The following is a 17,699-nucleotide window of genomic DNA, read 5'->3' as shown; positions in this document are numbered from 1 at the left end:
CAATCTATCGTCAAATTAATCGACCAAAAAATGTGCTCTCGCGGTCGCGATCAAATGTTTACGATTAGTTTGCCAACAATTAATGCTGACATTGGCGACTCGGCGGCCTTGCCGTGTGATTTTACACTCGGCGAAACTGTCTTTATGGTAACCCGCCCTTAGGTAATCAATTGAAAAGTCGACGACCTTTGGCACTTTTGTGGTTTGCATAAACACCATCAATTGCACAATCGCCGACATTTCCATAAACCCCGCGATCACACCGCCATGTAACGCAGGCAAAATTGGATTACCTATGTTGTCATCTTTAGCCGGTAATTTGAAAACCAGTTCATCACCAAATCGCTCTACCGCCATGCCAATAAACTTTGCATAAGGTACGTGCTCTAAAAGATGGCCAAAGTCATTAAGCTCAGTGGCTTTTTTTATTATGCTCTTGACGTCTAACTTTGTCGTGTCAGGCAACAACTCAACTGATAGCTGCGATTCATCATGCATATTCATCGCCTCCCATTAAAGCCTGCCTAAACTCTTCCCCGACCATCTCAGGGCTAATACGCATAAATGAGCCTACGGCGTGAGCAATAGGATCATCAATTGAATCTTGATAGGCAATAGCACGTGTAAAGGCAACGCTAGATGACAACTTATAACACTGGGCAAACCCATAAACTGGCTTATGGGGCTGTGCTGGCTTCATATAATCTACGCGTAAATCTAGCGTTGGCGAGATCTCAAGTAAACGATGTTTATCAAAAATTGAACACACAACCGCACAGCCACTGGCGGTATCCATTAATGTTGTGATCACTCCACCATGAATAACCCCTGTGTCGGGGTAGCCAACGAGTTGTTGATCATAAGGAAGCTCGATCAGAACATGCTTTCCGCTACCTTCTAGCACCTTCAATTTAAGCTTACGGCATTGCGTTAACTGCTCGACAAATCGACTTGCCATCCCAGTTAATGAGTTGTCCTCATTGCCTGAACTCATTCACTCAAGCTCAACATTGGCCCGAGTGGGCATCCACCCAATAAATGCATATGAATGTGGAAAACTTCTTGGCCACCGTGTTGGTTACAATTCATGATAAGACGATAACCATCTTCTGCAATACCGGCCTCTTCAGCGAGCTTTGCCGCCACCGACATCATACGGCCCAAGGCTTTCTCGTCAGAGGCCTTAATCTCGTTTGCAGTTGGGATCAGGTGATTAGGGATGATTAACACGTGTGTCGGTGCTTTGGGTGTGATATCTCTAAATGCAGTAACAAGATCATCTTGGTATAAAATATCTGCTGGAATTTCACGTCGAATAATTTTGCTAAATATGGTTTCTTCGGCCATTTTTCTGCCCTCAAAAGGAAATAACTAGCCATAGTATACTCGAAAAAATAGACAAGGCGATGGACGATTAGCGATGTAAATCATTCAAGTATGTAAGCCTCACCGTACACTCTTTAAACATGTGTATATACATGGTGGTTGACTTTAAATAAATAACCACTTCTAATGAGACAAATATTTTCGAGAATATAACAATGCTTACTGAAAAAGAAACTGCACTGCTTGACGCTGCAAGTGCGTTAGTTAAAGAAAAAGGCATGATTGCTTTAAATATGTCTGACGTACATAAAAAAGCGGGTTACTCGCGTGCAGCCCAATACCAGTCATTCAGCGATAAAAATGCTCTTCTTGCAGCCCTCAGCATGCGCGAACTCGTCAATAATACTCTGGCGATCGAAGAAAAACGTTTTGATGAGTTAACAGGTGATTTCACTGTTGTTCTCAGACCTGTGGTATATAGCTACTTAAAGCTATCTGACAGGTTAATGATTGATTCAGCCTTTCGCCTGATGCTGACTCAAGTTCGATTATTGCCAGACGATGAAAGCTTAAGTTTCTTAAAGAGTGGATTTGAGTTCTTAAATAAAGAACGTGAAATGACTAAGTCTTAGATTCTCTGGGTAACCTGCATCACTGCTTACACTATTAAAAAGAGTCAGTAACGCCGACTCTTTATCTAGCAACAGTTCATATCACAGCCCTAACTATGAGCTTGACAACATAATCTTGTCAGCGCTTTATAGCGCTAGTTAACTTACTTTTTAATGCTAGATACTGGGCTTATATTTGGCACTAATACCTGACATTTCACCTTCAAGAAAACTTGATAACAATCGGAACAAACATAACGTCCCGATAACGTATTCTTAGTCTCGAACTGATTACAGAAAGTACATAAACCAAAATGAGCCACTTTCTTTTGTTCAAGCGATATCTTTGGCTTTCTCGCTGCTGGCTTCACTTGCACATCAGCTGACAAGTCAGCAATACTCAGACTTAAACCGATTGCTAACACCTTGAACAGATAAATGGATAAGGCGATGACAGCACTGGCGAACATCATCATAACACTGAGCTCTGATGCATTGGATTTAATAACAAACAGTAAACCTGAGACACACATCACTGTGGCTAGAAACGTTAGTGCTTTATTAATTAATGGTAGCTGAGCCTTAAATTCAAGGTGGTTAAACATGTTAACCCAGCTCTTTAATCAGATAGACTACACCGTCTTTCTGGTAAACATTTTTAACTTCATTACCTTCCCCCAACACCACCACTTTATGACCAGTATCGGTAACCGCATTCCCTGCGGCGTCCAATACAATGGCGACACCAAGGGCAGTGATTAGAGGAGAGCGATAGGCATGATAATGTCGGTGCTTCTTTGGCACAACAATCACTTTCGTACGGCTATATGGCTGGTTAACTTTCTGACATTTTATCCCACCAGCACGCTCACAACCCACTGTTGCAGCATTGACCGAAAATGCCCCCAGGGACAAAATAGTTAATGCAGAAGTGAGCAACGCACTCGGTATCAATTTCATAATCAGCTCTCTTTTTCAAGTCTATCTAATTTGAGGTGATCATAAAGCAAAAATAGACACATGTATACACCGACCCGTACACCCTGCACTACCTTGGTGGCTACGTCCACAAAAAAGGCGCAATACAATGCGCCTTTAATATTCAAAATTTAATCTGCTACCCCATCACTATCTAGGTTAGCCCTGATTTAATCGAGCTTGAACTCGCTCAACAGGGTGAGCTTCTAACCAATACTTTTTCAGCACCGGATTTTGTAACCCAAGCTGACTATCGGCTAAATTCCATGCACCTTTCCAGATCCCATCGGCAATCATATGCACAACGGCACTTTCAATGGCTTGTGCTACACACAAACTCACAGGTTCATTAGAGGTATAACCTATTTCAGACTCGAGTAACTCTTGAGCATCAATAAACTTAAACACACCTGCAGTCAGCTCTTTAGACAATACCGACTTTGTGGTTGTTACGCTACTCAGTAGGCGCCCAGTACGGATATCTACCGCTCTTAAGTTTACTGTAATGCTATCAACACGAAATTGAGTTGAAGCACCTATGCCTAAATAACGCGCCCCCGCTCCACCGGTACGAATATTAGTATCGTAAGCAACAATGCCGCCTTCCATCAAAATCTGCGCAGAATTTAGTTGAGTCAAACTTGCTGCGTCGCCTTTAAGGCCCGCACGAACGATTTTTCGCTCAGTTAACAAGTTTTGTAACCCTTCTCGCTCAACTGGAATAAACCAGCTAGAGTCATTAAGCGCCTGAGCTAAAAATGCAGTGCCACTTTGCGGTACTGCTGTTGAGAAATTACTTGATGGGATCGGCTTGTATTGCCCTGTTTGATCTCTAAAATCATACACAGCAGCAACCATGCTTCCTTGGGGGGCAGGCAAGCCAACAAGGTCGTAATAAGTACCGCCTTTTGGCATTAAGCTAGACGATGGTGTTATCTGCTCAAGTTCTGATGTCGTTGAGCAGGCGCTGACAAGCCATAAAACCAGCAATGGCAATATTTTTTTCATGACTAGCCCGCTCCAGTACTATTATCAACAATGCCACCGACCTCAATAATTGTGGTTTCTCCCGTAACAATATCGGTAATATGAACCACTAAGGCACCATCTTGGTTAACGACTTGGATCTCGAAGTCATCAGTTTTTAAGTACCCTTCACCACCGTTTGCCGCATCATTAAACAGTTGACTCATCAGACGAGATTCTAGTGAACTTGCCAAACGGTCAAGCGCTGAAGGAGGCACGTAACTTGAGCCACCTGTGTGTTTGTTTTGTGCTGAAGCGTTTGACAGTAAATAGGAACCGTTTAAGTAACTGCCACCAAAATTGGGATTTACCGGTGTATAGGTTAGCTGTGTAGCCTGAACAGACCCCACCAGTAAAGCCAGTGATGCCCCACTTGCTATTTTTAAAATTATTGTCATGGACATTCCTTGTTAAAACTCATCCGATGCTAAATCAGGATCCAAAAACTGACTCCAGCCAGCTTGCTTTCGATTTTGTTTCAATTTTTGATTAACATATTTTGCCGCCCCTAAAGCTTGCTCATCAATATTGCGACTCGCAGGCGATACAACGGTGATATAAATAGGTTTGCGGTTATGTAATATACTTATTTTACTACCACTCCTTGCTGTCGCTTGCTCAACAATGGTCAAACCAGAGTGTTCAGCCATCCCTCCTATATCTCGATAAGCAGCAACAAACTCACGATAAAAACGATGACCAAAACGCGTCATCGCACGATTTAGAATAAGACCATCGATAAGGTCGGTTTCTATCTTCGGAGGTTGATCGCTGGTATTTTTAGCTAAAGGCGTTTGCTGCTTATCTAATACTATCTCCTCTGCAGCCAAGCTTGGCTGAAAAAGTAACAAGCAGAACCATACTCGCCTCATTGTATCACTTCATGCATATGAGTCTGAGCCCAAGCTATCGCTTGACCACGACTCGATACACCTATCTTTCTAAAGGCTCGATAAAGATGCGTTTTGATTGTACTTTCACTGACAAAAAGTTTATTTGCGATATCAATATTGGTACTTCCACTGCGTAAAACCTGCAACACTTCACGCTCTCGAATAGTTAGGGTCTCAACATCATCGACCATGGCATCATTTTTGGCATTACCCTGTATAAAACTTTGAGGAATAACCACTTTACCTTTTACGATGTCAGCCATACCACTTCCAATCTTTTCTAGTGAAGCATCGGCATCAAATACCCCAGCTGTCACTGAAGGCTGGATTAGAAATTTGGCATCGACTTGTTTAGGAAAATGCAAAAACACGACACGAGCGATATTGCTGCCTTTCTCGATGCGCTTTTGAATTTGATATGCGCTCTGAACATCTACACTTGCTAAGTCAATTAGAATAATGGTGATACGGCTTTCCAATAAATCGGCATTAAAATGTTCAGGAGACATCCGATGTAATTTAACGAGGAACTCTTGAGGCCATCTGGTATTAAGAAGATCTGCAAATAGATGCGAGCGGGTTACTAAAACCCAATGTGTCACTTTAAACATAAACTAACTCCGTGTTGACTCTATATCACCGTCCGTGTGCTCTTGATTGTAATATACTTACCCCCAAAATAAACCACAAAATTATTCACAACCAACACAAATCGCCACATAAGCATCAATTCGCAACGTAACCTTGAGTAACCTGTGCAGATTGTCCCTGACCGTACTGCACAACAGATACACCATGACCTGTACCATTTTGATAAATAATTACAGAGCTTTCATTCCCCACCTGTAGAACAGAAGCCAAGTTATTACTTCCCTGCTGGTTAATATCCAGATCCAGGTAAGCGCCTTGTTGGGAAGATAGTACGATATTACCGAAGCCGCTTTGAAGAATGCTCGCCTCAATATCTGCTCCATTTTGGTAGGCAGCAACTCGGTTACTCCCCCCAAGCTGCTTGACATCTATCTGAGTCAACACGCCAGACTGGCTAACTGTCACTCGATTTGAAACACCTTGCTGACTCACATTGGCATCTAAACTGTTACCACTTTGAGAAATCGATGCTCGGTTATCATAGCTATTGAGTTCATCAAATGGGCTAAGGTCTTGAGCGTGCACCTGAGGCACAAAGGCAAGGAGTAGCGCTGGGGTATAACGCCAAAAACTGTTGGGTTGAAGATTAGAGCAGCTATCCGCCATCTTAGTAGTATCCATACTCAATTACCGACCTTTAATGACCTTATAAAATTAACGCGCTCATTATGTCGAGAAAGTGGTAAGCCATCATCAGCCTAGAGTATTAAAAGCGACACACCCAAATGACTATCACCCCAAAAGAAACTAGACTTTATTACTAGGGCTTATTTACTCAACAAGAAACAATCATCACAAAATCGCTTTCTCAACTAACTGTTTTAAAAGCATAATGTAAAAAATGCGTTAAAACTGCTAACGGTAGCGCTAAATTTACTCGTCATACTAAATAATCAGAAAATGGTGTTCGCTGTTTTAAGCGAATTGAGTTTGAAGGTAAAAACAACAATAAAATAAGGATAATCAGCCCGAGTAAAACGGATAGGCTTGATGATTAACGCCATACAGCAATATGTTTCAGGAGCAAAATAATCAGCAGTCCCCAAGGGGGTACCATGCACTAAGGGAGAAGTAATTTCTGCAATGCCCTTAATATAACAAGCTCCGAAATCAATAATCTGAACCTGGCCATTTTTATCTGTATGGATATTGTCAGGCTTAAGATCCTGATGGAATGTTTCTTTACGATGAAAGGCTCTTAAACCCCGATTAGAGTTGAGTTGAGTTAAGTTAAGTTAAGTTGATTTAGTATTCTTAATACCTGCTGTAATTAAGGCTTAGGGTTAACTTGCATCCATTGACTCAAGGTCAGGCCATCTAAGTATTCCGTCAAATAATACAAGGCTGACTTCGGCTTTTTTCTATCAAAATCGACACCAGGTTAGGTAATGCCGTTCACTCAAGGTGGGCAGCCTTTTTATTTCTGGCATACCCTTGGGGATATTAAGAGCTTGAGAAACGTCCATAAAAAATCCGAGGCCTATGAGTAGGACTCGGATTCTGAAGCATCTAGAAGATCAGTCAAGCGTTCGATAAATCACTACATGATCGGCATTAGTTCTAGGCTGGCTTTTTTAGCCATTTAAATTAACGTAAATTACTGAAGTGCAGACTCTGCTGTACGGCCATCATCGTGACAGCTGTCACATGTTGGCTTGTCACCTACGTTCATTTCGTGTGGTGCGTGGCAATCTGCACACATTAGCATGCCGTCATGGGGTTGGTGAACAGCGTCCATTTCAGCCAATGTACCGTGACATGCCTGGCACTGCTCAAACTCGTACTCACCGTCTGCAGATGGAGAACCGTCAGCGTGACACGCTTCACAACCGTCCATTTCAGCATGCATTTCGGCAAGTTCTTGACCTTCAGCAAACGCTGCAGGTGATAAAGCGAGTGCTGCGAATGCCGCACCAAAGATTGCACTTAGTAGTTTATTGCTCACAATTGTATCCTCATTTGATGCTCGCATAGTGAAAACTCAATATGTCAGGTTGTTTTCATCTTGCGAGCAATATTTTTAGCACGACTTAGGTTAATTTAGCTAAGCATTAACTAATTCGCAACTAATTTAGGAGGAAGATCATATCATTGTGGAAATTATCAAAATGTGCGCTTAATCAAATTACACCTTGGAATACCACATAACTAACCTTTTACCACCTTGATTTTGGACAATAAAAAAGCGATTCGAAATATTAACTTCGAATCGCTTTGTTTAGTATTAGCTGATTTAGTGAGTTCTAAGTGCTGCAATCCGCTTTTCTAATGGTGGGTGACTCATCATCAATTCCGCCATAGATTTTTTACCGTTAATGCCAAGTGCAGACATAGATGCTGGCATTGCGCCTGTTTCAGGACCTTGACGTAATCTCTCAAGTGCCGCAATCATCTTCTCTTTACCCGCTAGACGTGCTGCGCCTTCGTCTGCTCTAAATTCACGAATACGTGAGAAGTAAGCGACGATAATGGATGCTAAGATACCAAACAACATATCCAGTACAAAAACCACTGCCATATAAGCAAACATGCCTAGGCCTTCACCTTCTTCATCGTTACTAGAAACGAAGTTATTGATGATGCCAGCCACTACACGTGCAGCGAAGATAACAAAGGTGTTTACCACGCCTTGGATAAGCGTCAAAGTCACCATATCACCGTTAGCAACGTGGCTCACTTCGTGGGCAAGCACAGCTTCAATTTCATCTTGGCTCATGCCGTATAACAGGCCACTACTCACTGCGACCAATGCGTTGTTTTTGCTAGGACCGGTTGCAAATGCATTTAGCTCTGGCGACTGATAGATAGCCACTTCTGGCATTTTAATACCCGCTTGCTCAGCTTGACGAGCAACCGTTTCAACTAACCAACGTTCAGTATTGTCACGGGGCGTTGTGATCACTTCACAGCCCATTGTTTTCTTGGCCATCCACTTAGAGATTGCCAAGCTAATAAATGCACCACCAAAACCAAATATTGCAGCGAACACAAGTAAGCCGCCCATGGTTGAGGTATTAACCCCTAGAATTGACATCACAATTGATGCCACTAATAAGATCGCCATGTTAGTGGCAATCAGTAAAAATATACGCTTCATTTAAGCTCCTGTAGGATACAAAGTACCTGATATACACTCTATAAAAGACATAATATGTCCAAAAAACGAGATTTCAAGGGGAGACAGTAAAATTTATGCCTTGTCGCTTCAATATATCTCTTATTGTTTCAATAATAGACGACTGAGCTCCACTTTATATCAAGTCGGCAAAGTCTAGGTCGACTTCATTAATCTAAGATTAATTTAATCAGTAAAGCACGATAATTATAGAAGACTTGAGGTTAATCTTTTTTAACAAAAAGATAAGCCCAATTTTCGGCATTAAATTTACCTAAAACTGGGCGATGATTTTAACCGATTAATTCAGCAGGTGAGCATCAGCTAATAAAAGCTAAACTGTTATTGTTTTGGCTACCTATCCTTTTGTCAAAGCAGTAAGGTCTATATAGCGAGCCGCAGCTTCAGCGCTTGGAGCACTAAGAAACGGCACATAACCTAGGAAAGGCGCTGACATCATCTCTTTTAGCGTGGCTAGATTTTCATCTTGATTAGCCATTTCTGAGTCCACTTGATTTGCCACCCAAGCCACGACTTCAAGCCCATCAGCCTTAATCGCTTCAGCTGTTAATAATGCATGGTTTAAGCAGCCCAGTTTCATTCCCACCACTAAGATCACCGGCAACTTCATTGATTGCACGACGTCAGAAAGGTAATGCCCCTCCCCAAGCGGTAAACGCCAGCCACCCGCACCTTCTATCAAACAGAAATCGGCACCGACATATTCAGCCATTTTAAGCTGAGCTTCAATTCGACTTGGGAGCAGCTGTACGCCTTTTTGCTTCGCCGCAATATGCGGAGCAATGGCCGGTAAAAAAGCAAAAGGGTTGATATCCTCATAAGGCAGTTTAATCGTCGATGCAGCCATCAAGGCTAATGCGTCGCTATTACGAAGTCCCTTGTCTGTTTCTACACAACCCGAGGCGATAGGCTTAAAACCTACAGTCTCTCCCGTTGCGGCTGTCAGCATAGCAGATGAAATCAGTGTCTTACCGCAATCGGTATCGGTACCCGTTACAAAAAATGTCATTTCCACTCCAAGCTGGGTTAGCGCTTTTTACGCGCCTTAATAAAGCTAATGTTGTAAGTTAAAGGAAGGCCCTCTGGGGCTCGACTCAACTCTGCCAGAGCTTGTAAAGCTTGCCAATCGTTACGTCCTCTCAATGTGACTTGAGGCAAGTTAACATCTTGATCTTGTTTTACTATCGATGCACCAACGCCTTTAATCGACTGCAGCATGGCTTTAAGATCTGCAAAATGAACCGTTACCGCTTGAGTGTCAAATGTCTCAATCTCCCAGTTGTCTTGCTTAAAACAAGCGCGCAGCGATTCCTCATCGATAAACGTATTTATCTTAAAGCCAAGTTGCGCGAGTTGATGAAGACTGCCCTGTGCCACTATGCTCATGTTGAGTTCTCCATCACCTTTAAGCACTCTGCTGGCTTCACTTATGGCTAATGGAAGATCTTCACACCATTGCAGCGCGACATTGGAATAAATACCCTCGATTGTGGCGGTAGCAAAGGGCAAGCTTTGTGCATCACCACAAACGGGAATGTAATGGGGAAAATTGTCGCTAAGGGTTTTGAGCATCCCCTCAGCAATATCTAGGCAAAACACTTGTTCAATCCCGTGCATATGGGCGAAACAGGTTCCAGGCCCCGCGCCTATATCTAATATGCGACCGCTTGACGTCTGCTGACGCACCAAACGCTCTGCGGTGCGTTTTTGTAGTACATCGTAACTATGATAATGAGCAGCCGCTGCCGAAAAGCGAGCTGCAACTTGGTGGTTAAGCTTAATCGTCATGTAAGATTGTCGCCAACACTTCTACTAACGCAAGAATATCTCTTTCACAGTGGTTAGCATTGAGGGTTAATCTCAATCTAGCTTCCCCTTGTGGCACGGTTGGAGGTCGAATGGCACTTAACCAGAAACCGTGTTCTTTTAATCTTTTAGCCACGGCCATGCTCTTAGCTGCATCACCAAGTAAAATAGGCTGAATCGCAGTTTGCGAGTCAGAAAGCTCAATATTACAGTCTGAACACGCGGCTCTAAAAGTGGCAATATTGTCATGCAACTTTTGCCGGCGCTCTGGTTGCAGCTTAATCATATTTATTGCGGCATAGGCCGCCGCAACGCAAGCAGGTGACAGCGCAGTTGAATAGATATAGTGACGGGCATTAGCGACTAAAAAATCTATTAATGCTTGGCTTCCAAGAATTGCTGCACCTTGGCCCCCCATCGCCTTACCAAAGGTGACGAGTTGGGCATCAACCTTAATATCAGTGGTTATATCTGTCGCACCGAAGCCGTTTTCACCTAGCACCCCAAAACCATGGGCGTCATCGACTATCAACCAAGTATTATGTTGCTGACAAAGTGTCGACAATTCAGCTAAGGGAGCAACGTCCCCGTCCATGCTAAATATGCTTTCCGTCAATAAGGCACTTGGACTAAATCGCTCAAGATAGCTCTTCGCACTCTCCATATCGTTATGGCTAAAACGTTTCAGTTTTGCACCACTGTCTTTGACTCCATCAATAACAGAGGCGTGGATCAATTTATCAGCGAGCACCACATCACTTTCATTGAATAACGTTTTCATCAATGCGTTATTGGCGCTAAAACCGGAGCAAAATAGCAATGCAGCTTCATGCCCAGTGACTTCACATAATGCTTGCTCAAGTTTTAGATGTGCTTCGCTATAACCAACAACTAACGGCGAAGCACTGCTGCCGACACCGAAATCTTTAGCACCTTGATAAAGCGCCTCAGCTAATTCAGCTGAGGTCGACAAACCTAGATAGTCATTACTACTGAAGTTCACATAAGGAAGCGCATCGACTTCAAAGTAGTTCGATTGATTAGGATCCAGCACAATATTAGTACGTCGCCTTAGGAGGCCTTGTTGTTCTAACGCTCGGTTTTTATTGGTAATCCTAGCGTTCAAGGATTCTGCTAATGGCTGGTTTTGGGAGTTTTCTGACATTCATTATGCTCAGTATAAAAGGCTTAGACAGCCAACAACCGCTGTTTTTATATTAACGGGTTTGCACTTTAACGGGCCTATACCTAAAGTGGGCTTGTATCTAATTTGGCTTTAAATTGGGGCATAATCAAAGCAATAATGCTATGCATGCCCCCGTTCAATAAGGGGACTTTATATCCGTTAGAGTGCGCCAGCATCATAAAACGCTGATGCTTTTTTATCTTGCTGAGCGGCAGCTTTAGCTAACATAGCTTCATCTTGTTCTTTGGTTGAAGCGATACCTTGTTCAGGGTGTAGACCTAACCTTTTAAATAAGGTCATATCATCATTTTCTTCTGGGTTTGCCGTAGTTAATAACTTACAACCGTAAAAGATAGAGTTTGCCCCCGCAAAGAAGCACATAGCCTGCAGTTCATCGGTCATATTTTCACGACCTGCGGACAAACGTACTCGCGACTTAGGCATAGTAATTCGCGCTACGGCAATGGTACGCACAAATTCTAATGGGTCAAGATCATCGAGCTTTTCAAACGGCGTTCCCTCAACCTTAACCAACATATTAATTGGCACTGAATCTGGGTGCTGGTCTAAATTTGCCAATTGTTGAAGCAGGCCTGCACGATCAGTCGCTTTCTCGCCCATACCGACAATGCCGCCAGAACAGACTTTCATACCTGATGCGCGCACATTTGATAAGGTATCTAAGCGACTCTGATAAGTGCGCGTCGTGATCACATCACCATAATATTCAGGCGATGTATCTAGATTATGGTTGTAATAATCTAAGCCTGCATCGGCGAGCGTGTTAGCTTGCTCAGCAGACAACATGCCAAGCGTCATACAGGTTTCCATACCCAATGCTTTAACTTCTTCAACCATGGTCTTTAAGTAAGGCATATCGCGCTCTTTTGGGTTACGCCAAGCAGCGCCCATACAGAAACGTGAAGCGCCGGCTGCTTTCGCACTGCGTGCTTCGGTTAAAACAGTTTCCATCGCGAGTAAACGCTCTTTTTCAAGACCAGTATCATAGCGTGCGCTTTGAGGGCAGTATTTACAGTCTTCAGGGCACGCACCGGTTTTAATCGACAGTAGACGGCTTATCTGTACTTCATTTGGATCAAATTCTTGGCGATGAATGCTATGCGCCTGAAATAGGAGATCGTTCATCGGTAGTGCAAATAGGGCTTCAATCTCTTCACGCTTCCAGTTATTTCTTAGCTGTACTTCAGACATGCTGTTCCCTTTTGCTCACACAGTTAACTATTTATGCTGCTTTCTTATCATGGCACCATCACTTTGTTTAACAAAGTAAGCGCTTTATTTTTCTAGATATTATGTAGAAGGAAAACTATTTTATATTAAAAACAAGCCATTACAACTTTTTAGCGGGCTCATTTAGCAAATATTTACTTGCTTAGGATACCTGCAAGCCGTAACCTGTCAACGTCACTCGGATCAGAAGGTTTACTAACGGTTAATTTATGCGCAGCGATAATCAATTTACTACAGACAGTATCGATCTTCAATTTGATAAAGAGCACGTGTGGCATCCGTATACATCTATGGCTAATGCCCTCCCCGCCTTTGGTGTTGTTGCGGCTGAAGGCGTTGAGCTGCAATTACAAGATGGAAGTAAACTCATTGATGGAACAAGCTCTTGGTGGGCTTGTGTCCACGGTTATAGCCACCCAAAAATTGTTAGCGCCATGCAGCAACAAACAGCACAGTTAAGCCATGTTATGTTTGGGGGGATCACCCATCGCCCAGCCGTTGAACTTGCGCGTCTGCTGATCGAGATAACCAGCCCTAAGCTGACCAAAGTGTTCTTGGCCGATTCTGGATCTATCGCTGTCGAAGTCGCCATGAAAATGGCATTACAGTACTGGCAAGGTCGTTCTAACACGACTAAGCAAAAAATTCTAACGGTCAAAAATGGCTATCACGGTGATACCTTTGCGGCCATGAGTGTGTGCGATCCTGAAGGCGGCATGCACACCATGTTTGGCGAATTGGTGACCAAGCAATTGTTTGCGCCCGCTCCTAGGTCTCGCTTTGATGGCAACTTTGATCCTGAAGAGCTCAACGAGATAGCCAGCATTTTTGAAGATCAACACCAACAAATAGCCGCATTATTGCTCGAACCTATTATGCAAGGTGCCGGCGGCATGCGCTTCTATCACCCTGATTATTTAGCCACACTTCGTAAGCTTTGTGATAAATATGATGTGTTGCTTATCCTTGATGAAATCGCCACAGGCTTTGGTCGTACTGGCAAATTGTTTGCCTATGAGCACAGTAACATCGAAGCCGATATTTTATGTTTAGGCAAGGCATTAACCGGTGGCTATATCTCGTTAGCCGCGACGATGTGCACCGATGAAGTCGCAAAAGGTGTGAGTGATTCTCCGGCAGGAGTGTTTATGCACGGTCCTACCTTTATGGGTAACCCACTCGCCTGCTCCGCAGCGATTGCAAGCATAGAACTCATTAAAGAAAATCGTTGGCAACAACAAGTAAGCGCTATCGAAGCACAACTGAAAAATGAACTGACTGAAGCAATCCACTATCCAAATGTCAAAGATGTTCGCGTGTTAGGTAGTATCGGTGTGTTAGAGATGAGTGCCACGTTAAATACCGCAGAGCTGCAACAGCAATTCGTCGACTTAGGTGTATGGATAAGGCCCTTTTCTAATCTTATCTATATCATGCCGCCCTATTGCATTACTTCAAGCCAGCTAAGTAAATTGACTAATGCGATGAAAGCCGTCGCCAAGCAAGTCAGTCTACCAAAGGATTCAAATGCATTTATTAGTCACGGATAATCGATAACAATAAACCTGCCACAGCCCTAAATAACCGGAATGTCCGAATTCGACTTACTGATAACGGTTCGGACGCCGTTTCACCCCGACTTCAAACAGACTCAGTTCGCATTTCCAACCCCACCGACTTTTACTTTCGACAAGCGCCCCATTCCTAATCATAAGCTCTAGCCTAAAGCCTTCACCTTTTTGCATCTCTCTATAAACGTAATGAAATCTACCTTACGGGTATAAATCGCTGCAAATCAAATATAGAGACATAGCAGCGGTATACCATCTGACGCCTATAAAAGCGCGTTTCACTAAAACCTGCGACTTGTTGACTAATTAGCAACCTTAGATTTGGCTATAAAATGTGATTTTTTTATGATATTTCGCCTAATTTAGCCCTGAATGACAAAAATCGATAAAATAAATCGAAAAGTATTGCTATACTTGCGCGGAATTTTAGAACGTAACTCCAATAGAGTAGAAAAATGACTGATTTATCAAAGTACAGAAACATTGGTATCTTTGCTCACGTTGACGCGGGTAAGACTACTACAACTGAGCGTATCCTAAAGCTTACCGGTAAGATCCATAAGATCGGTGAAGTGCATGACGGCGAATCAACAACTGACTTCATGGAACAGGAAGCTGAGCGTGGTATTACCATTCAGTCTGCTGCTGTAAGTTGTTTTTGGAACGATCACCGTTTTAACGTTATTGACACCCCTGGCCACGTTGACTTTACAGTAGAAGTTTACCGTTCTCTTAAAGTGCTTGATGGCGGTATCGGTGTATTCTGTGGTTCTGGTGGTGTTGAGCCACAATCAGAAACTAACTGGCGTTATGCGAACGAATCAGAAGTTGCTCGTATCATCTTCGTAAACAAGTTAGACCGTATGGGTGCTGACTTCTTACGTGTTGTTAAGCAAACTCAAGACGTACTTGGTGCTAACCCAATCATCATGGTATTACCTATCGGTATCGAAGACGAATTCTCAGGTGTTGTTGACCTGCTAACTCGTAAGGCTTGGAAGTGGGATGACTCTGGTCAAGCTGAGAACTACGTAATCGAAGATGTACCTGCTGACATGGTTGACCTAGTTGAAGAATACCGTGAAATGCTAATCGAAACTGCTCTTGAGCAAGACGATGATTTGCTAGAAAAGTACATGGAAGGCGAAGAGCCATCTATCGAAGACATCAAGCGTTGTATCCGTATTGGTACTCGTAAGATTGAAATCTTCCCAACATACTGTGGTTCTGCGTTCAAGAACAAAGGTATGCAGCTTCTTCTTGACGCTGTTGTTGACTACTTACCAGCACCACAAGAAGTTGATCCACAGCCGCTTACAGACGAAGAAGGCGAGCCTACTGGTGAATTCGCTATCGTTGACCCTGAAGCGCCATTAAAAGCACTTGCATTTAAGATCATGGATGACCGTTTCGGTGCTCTTACTTTCGTACGTATTTATGCTGGTCGCATCAACAAAGGTGATACCATCCTAAACAGCTTTACCGGTAAGACTGAGCGTATTGGTCGTATGGTTGAGATGCAAGCGGATGAGCGTACAGAACTAAATACTGCACAAGCGGGTGACATTATCGCTATCGTGGGTATGAAGAACGTGCAAACTGGTCACACTTTGTGTGATGTTAAGCACCCTTGTACTCTAGAAGCCATGGTATTCCCAGAGCCAGTTATCTCTATCTCTGTTACACCAAAAGATAAAGGTGGATCTGAGAAGATGGGCGTAGCTATCGGTAAGATGATTGCTGAAGATCCTACTTTCCGTGTTGAAACTGATGAAGATTCAGGTGAAACAATTCTTAGAGGTATGGGTGAGCTTCACCTAGACATTAAGGTTGATATCCTTAAGCGTACTTACGGCGTTGACCTAATTGTTGGTGAGCCTCAAGTTGCATACCGTGAAACTATCACTAAAGTAGTTGAAGATAGTTACACACATAAGAAGCAGTCTGGTGGTTCAGGTCAGTTTGGTAAGATTGACTATGTGATCAAGCCAGGTGAAGCTAACACTGGTTTCGTATTTACGTCTAAAGTTGTTGGCGGTAACGTTCCTAAAGAATTCTGGCCTGCTGTTGAGAAAGGTTTCAAGAGCTTGATGGATACGGGTACACTTGCTGGCTTCCCAGTACTTGACGTTGAACTTGAACTTCTTGATGGTGCTTTCCACGCAGTTGACTCGTCAGCTATCGCGTTCGAAATCGCTGCTAAAGGCGCTTTCCGTCAGTCAATTCCAAAGGCTGATCCTAAGCTTCTTGAGCCTATCATGGCTGTTGACGTATTCAGCCCAGATGACAACGTTGGTGACGTAATTGGTGACCTTAACCGTCGTCGTGGCATGATCAAAGATCAAATGGCTGGCGTTTCAGGTGTTCGTATTAAGGCTGACGTACCGTTATCAGAAATGTTCGGTTACATCAGTTCACTACGTACTATGACATCTGGTCGTGGTCAATTCTCTATGGAATTTGCTCATTACAGCCTATGTCCTAACAGCGTTTCAGAGAAAGTTATCGCTCAAGTTAAAGAGAGAAAAGCAGCAGAAGCCGCTAAGAAGTAACTAGTTATTTAGTTATGACTCTTTGAGTTCTAAACGTTAAAAAAAGCCTATAGATGAAAATCTATAGGCTTTTTTATTAACGATACATAGGCATTAGCAAAAGTGATTTGAACGAGGAGATAATAGCAATCGAACTCAAGATGTGATCAGTATTAGATCGGTTCTAATCAGTTTGTTTTGACTCAAACGCCTTAGCCATTCTCATTATGCTAGCCAGCGGCACTCTGTGCTTATTGCGATCAGCGCATAGCAATTGATGTGTCTTATCCTTTGGCTCACCAATCTGTTGGATCTGTATTTGATAACCTTCCGCTCTCGCTGCAGCACAATATCCCTCAAACTCCCACAGTGCCATATTCGTGTTATCACAAATGACCACAGGAACCTTACTGGCAATTGCGTGGATAAATCGCGTTAAGTTAAGTTGATGGTACTTAGACAAGTCTTTTGGGTTAAAATGATACTCACCATCGCTATAAAAGAACTCATCCGTCGAACAGACTTTAAACTGCTCATCGCTATTAGATTTCGGTAATGTCTTGGTGTACTGTTCGACCCAGTAACTTTTACCACTTCCAGGCAAGCCACGCATAATTATGGCTGTGCCGCCAATCTCTATATTCTTTTGCATTTACAGTTCCCTTAACTCGATTAATCGCGTCAAGGTGAATAATACCGCTTGGTATCAAACACCCAAGTAATACCAATCGTA

The 17,699-nt window shown here is 43.1% G+C and carries 21 protein-coding genes; 3 read left to right on the top strand and 18 right to left on the bottom strand.

Features of this window, described 5'->3' with window-relative positions; all coding sequences use genetic code 11:
- Window positions 1-15: 15 nt before the first annotated feature.
- From ACVBIL_RS09625 to hinT, 3 genes are read right to left on the bottom strand one after another with little or no spacing between them, the layout of a single operon-like run.
- Window positions 16-498 carry a PaaI family thioesterase gene (locus tag ACVBIL_RS09625; protein ID WP_447166760.1) on the bottom strand — a complete coding sequence of 161 codons (483 nt, stop codon included), beginning with the start codon at window positions 496-498 and terminating at the stop codon, window positions 16-18.
- Window positions 491-994, bottom strand: a complete 504-nt coding sequence (locus ACVBIL_RS09620) for a PaaI family thioesterase (RefSeq protein ID WP_447166759.1) — start codon at window positions 992-994, stop codon at window positions 491-493. Before ACVBIL_RS09620 ends, ACVBIL_RS09625 begins: the two co-directional genes overlap by 8 nt.
- Window positions 991-1,347: a purine nucleoside phosphoramidase gene (hinT, locus tag ACVBIL_RS09615; protein ID WP_447166758.1), complete on the bottom strand. Its 357-nt coding sequence runs from the start codon at window positions 1,345-1,347 to the stop codon at window positions 991-993. Before hinT ends, ACVBIL_RS09620 begins: the two co-directional genes overlap by 4 nt.
- A 194-nt stretch (window positions 1,348-1,541) precedes the next feature.
- Between hinT and ACVBIL_RS09610 the strand changes: the two genes are divergently transcribed.
- Window positions 1,542-1,958, top strand: coding sequence for a helix-turn-helix domain-containing protein (locus ACVBIL_RS09610; RefSeq protein WP_447166757.1), 417 nt, complete (start codon window positions 1,542-1,544; stop codon window positions 1,956-1,958).
- 143 nt (window positions 1,959-2,101) lie between these two features.
- Here ACVBIL_RS09610 and ACVBIL_RS09605 read toward each other — a convergent pair whose 3' ends face one another.
- The 14 genes from ACVBIL_RS09605 to bioB all read right to left on the bottom strand — a co-directional run bounded on the left by ACVBIL_RS09605 (window position 2,102) and on the right by bioB (window position 12,825).
- Window positions 2,102-2,542, bottom strand: coding sequence for a hypothetical protein (locus ACVBIL_RS09605; RefSeq protein WP_447166756.1), 441 nt, complete (start codon window positions 2,540-2,542; stop codon window positions 2,102-2,104).
- Between the two features lies 1 nt (window position 2,543).
- Window positions 2,544-2,897 carry a hypothetical protein gene (locus ACVBIL_RS09600; RefSeq protein ID WP_447166755.1) on the bottom strand — a complete coding sequence of 118 codons (354 nt, stop codon included), beginning with the start codon at window positions 2,895-2,897 and terminating at the stop codon, window positions 2,544-2,546.
- A 177-nt stretch (window positions 2,898-3,074) separates the two neighbouring features.
- The gene (locus ACVBIL_RS09595; RefSeq protein WP_447166754.1) at window positions 3,075-3,923 is read right to left on the bottom strand and encodes a CsgG/HfaB family protein; all 849 of its coding nucleotides are present in this window, start codon (window positions 3,921-3,923) and stop codon (window positions 3,075-3,077) included.
- 2 nt (window positions 3,924-3,925) lie between these two features.
- The gene (locus tag ACVBIL_RS09590) at window positions 3,926-4,339 is read right to left on the bottom strand and encodes a curli assembly protein CsgF (RefSeq protein WP_447166753.1); all 414 of its coding nucleotides are present in this window, start codon (window positions 4,337-4,339) and stop codon (window positions 3,926-3,928) included.
- A 12-nt stretch (window positions 4,340-4,351) separates the two neighbouring features.
- The gene (locus ACVBIL_RS09585) at window positions 4,352-4,813 is read right to left on the bottom strand and encodes a curli production assembly/transport protein CsgE (protein WP_447166752.1); all 462 of its coding nucleotides are present in this window, start codon (window positions 4,811-4,813) and stop codon (window positions 4,352-4,354) included.
- On the bottom strand, window positions 4,810-5,445 hold the full coding sequence (locus tag ACVBIL_RS09580; protein WP_447166751.1) for a LuxR C-terminal-related transcriptional regulator: 636 nt from the start codon (window positions 5,443-5,445) through the stop codon (window positions 4,810-4,812). Before ACVBIL_RS09580 ends, ACVBIL_RS09585 begins: the two co-directional genes overlap by 4 nt.
- Before the next feature lie 115 nt (window positions 5,446-5,560).
- Window positions 5,561-6,106, bottom strand: coding sequence for a curlin (locus ACVBIL_RS09575; protein ID WP_447166750.1), 546 nt, complete (start codon window positions 6,104-6,106; stop codon window positions 5,561-5,563).
- A 272-nt stretch (window positions 6,107-6,378) separates the two neighbouring features.
- A complete protein-coding gene (locus ACVBIL_RS09570; RefSeq protein WP_447166802.1) occupies window positions 6,379-6,633 on the bottom strand; it encodes a hypothetical protein in 255 nt (84 codons plus the stop codon).
- A 449-nt stretch (window positions 6,634-7,082) separates the two neighbouring features.
- Window positions 7,083-7,430 (bottom strand): tetraheme c-type cytochrome CctA, encoded by a 348-nt coding sequence (cctA, locus tag ACVBIL_RS09565; RefSeq protein ID WP_447166749.1) that lies wholly within the window; start codon window positions 7,428-7,430, stop codon window positions 7,083-7,085.
- Between the two features lie 288 nt (window positions 7,431-7,718).
- Complete coding sequence (htpX, locus tag ACVBIL_RS09560) at window positions 7,719-8,582, bottom strand: protease HtpX (protein ID WP_447166748.1); 864 nt, start codon at window positions 8,580-8,582, stop codon at window positions 7,719-7,721.
- Between the two features lie 376 nt (window positions 8,583-8,958).
- The gene (gene bioD, locus ACVBIL_RS09555) at window positions 8,959-9,630 is read right to left on the bottom strand and encodes a dethiobiotin synthase (RefSeq protein WP_447166747.1); all 672 of its coding nucleotides are present in this window, start codon (window positions 9,628-9,630) and stop codon (window positions 8,959-8,961) included.
- Between the two features lie 17 nt (window positions 9,631-9,647).
- On the bottom strand, window positions 9,648-10,409 hold the full coding sequence (locus tag ACVBIL_RS09550; protein ID WP_447166746.1) for a methyltransferase domain-containing protein: 762 nt from the start codon (window positions 10,407-10,409) through the stop codon (window positions 9,648-9,650).
- Window positions 10,399-11,592, bottom strand: coding sequence for an 8-amino-7-oxononanoate synthase (gene bioF / locus ACVBIL_RS09545; RefSeq protein WP_447166745.1), 1,194 nt, complete (start codon window positions 11,590-11,592; stop codon window positions 10,399-10,401). Before bioF ends, ACVBIL_RS09550 begins: the two co-directional genes overlap by 11 nt.
- Window positions 11,593-11,772: 180 nt before the next feature.
- Window positions 11,773-12,825 (bottom strand): biotin synthase BioB, encoded by a 1,053-nt coding sequence (gene bioB, locus ACVBIL_RS09540; RefSeq protein WP_447166744.1) that lies wholly within the window; start codon window positions 12,823-12,825, stop codon window positions 11,773-11,775.
- A gap of 248 nt (window positions 12,826-13,073) precedes the next feature.
- Here bioB and bioA point away from each other — a divergent pair, with 248 nt between their 5' ends.
- Both bioA and fusA read left to right on the top strand, forming a co-directional pair.
- Window positions 13,074-14,414, top strand: coding sequence for an adenosylmethionine--8-amino-7-oxononanoate transaminase (gene bioA / locus ACVBIL_RS09535; protein ID WP_447166743.1), 1,341 nt, complete (start codon window positions 13,074-13,076; stop codon window positions 14,412-14,414).
- Between the two features lie 476 nt (window positions 14,415-14,890).
- On the top strand, window positions 14,891-16,987 hold the full coding sequence (gene fusA / locus ACVBIL_RS09530; RefSeq protein ID WP_447166742.1) for an elongation factor G: 2,097 nt from the start codon (window positions 14,891-14,893) through the stop codon (window positions 16,985-16,987).
- Between the two features lie 163 nt (window positions 16,988-17,150).
- On the opposite strand, the gene ACVBIL_RS09525 is transcribed toward fusA, so the two are convergent.
- Window positions 17,151-17,618 (bottom strand): AAA family ATPase, encoded by a 468-nt coding sequence (locus ACVBIL_RS09525; RefSeq protein WP_447166741.1) that lies wholly within the window; start codon window positions 17,616-17,618, stop codon window positions 17,151-17,153.
- Window positions 17,619-17,699: the final 81 nt, after the last annotated feature.

The sequence above is a fragment of the Shewanella sp. 125m-7 genome, assembly GCF_052977045.1.
The sequence above is the reverse complement of the archived record's forward strand: the minus strand, read 5'-3'. Positions and strand labels throughout refer to the sequence as shown.

Bases quoted from the DNA above. Each gene is read 5' to 3' on its own strand.
- ACVBIL_RS09625 (WP_447166760.1), bottom strand. From the start codon at position 498: ATGCATGATGAATCGCAGCTATCAGTTGAGTTGTTGCCTGACACGACA.
- ACVBIL_RS09620 (WP_447166759.1), bottom strand. From the start codon at position 994: ATGAGTTCAGGCAATGAGGACAACTCATTAACTGGGATGGCAAGTCGA.
- hinT (WP_447166758.1), bottom strand. From the start codon at position 1,347: ATGGCCGAAGAAACCATATTTAGCAAAATTATTCGACGTGAAATTCCA.
- ACVBIL_RS09610 (WP_447166757.1), top strand. From the start codon at position 1,542: ATGCTTACTGAAAAAGAAACTGCACTGCTTGACGCTGCAAGTGCGTTA.
- ACVBIL_RS09605 (WP_447166756.1), bottom strand. From the start codon at position 2,542: ATGTTTAACCACCTTGAATTTAAGGCTCAGCTACCATTAATTAATAAA.
- ACVBIL_RS09600 (WP_447166755.1), bottom strand. From the start codon at position 2,897: ATGAAATTGATACCGAGTGCGTTGCTCACTTCTGCATTAACTATTTTG.
- ACVBIL_RS09595 (WP_447166754.1), bottom strand. From the start codon at position 3,923: ATGAAAAAAATATTGCCATTGCTGGTTTTATGGCTTGTCAGCGCCTGC.
- ACVBIL_RS09590 (WP_447166753.1), bottom strand. From the start codon at position 4,339: ATGACAATAATTTTAAAAATAGCAAGTGGGGCATCACTGGCTTTACTG.
- ACVBIL_RS09585 (WP_447166752.1), bottom strand. From the start codon at position 4,813: ATGAGGCGAGTATGGTTCTGCTTGTTACTTTTTCAGCCAAGCTTGGCT.
- ACVBIL_RS09580 (WP_447166751.1), bottom strand. From the start codon at position 5,445: ATGTTTAAAGTGACACATTGGGTTTTAGTAACCCGCTCGCATCTATTT.
- ACVBIL_RS09575 (WP_447166750.1), bottom strand. From the start codon at position 6,106: ATGGATACTACTAAGATGGCGGATAGCTGCTCTAATCTTCAACCCAAC.
- htpX (WP_447166748.1), bottom strand. From the start codon at position 8,582: ATGAAGCGTATATTTTTACTGATTGCCACTAACATGGCGATCTTATTA.
- bioD (WP_447166747.1), bottom strand. From the start codon at position 9,630: ATGACATTTTTTGTAACGGGTACCGATACCGATTGCGGTAAGACACTG.
- ACVBIL_RS09550 (WP_447166746.1), bottom strand. From the start codon at position 10,409: ATGACGATTAAGCTTAACCACCAAGTTGCAGCTCGCTTTTCGGCAGCG.
- bioF (WP_447166745.1), bottom strand. From the start codon at position 11,592: ATGTCAGAAAACTCCCAAAACCAGCCATTAGCAGAATCCTTGAACGCT.
- bioB (WP_447166744.1), bottom strand. From the start codon at position 12,825: ATGTCTGAAGTACAGCTAAGAAATAACTGGAAGCGTGAAGAGATTGAA.
- bioA (WP_447166743.1), top strand. From the start codon at position 13,074: ATGCGCAGCGATAATCAATTTACTACAGACAGTATCGATCTTCAATTT.
- fusA (WP_447166742.1), top strand. From the start codon at position 14,891: ATGACTGATTTATCAAAGTACAGAAACATTGGTATCTTTGCTCACGTT.
- ACVBIL_RS09525 (WP_447166741.1), bottom strand. From the start codon at position 17,618: ATGCAAAAGAATATAGAGATTGGCGGCACAGCCATAATTATGCGTGGC.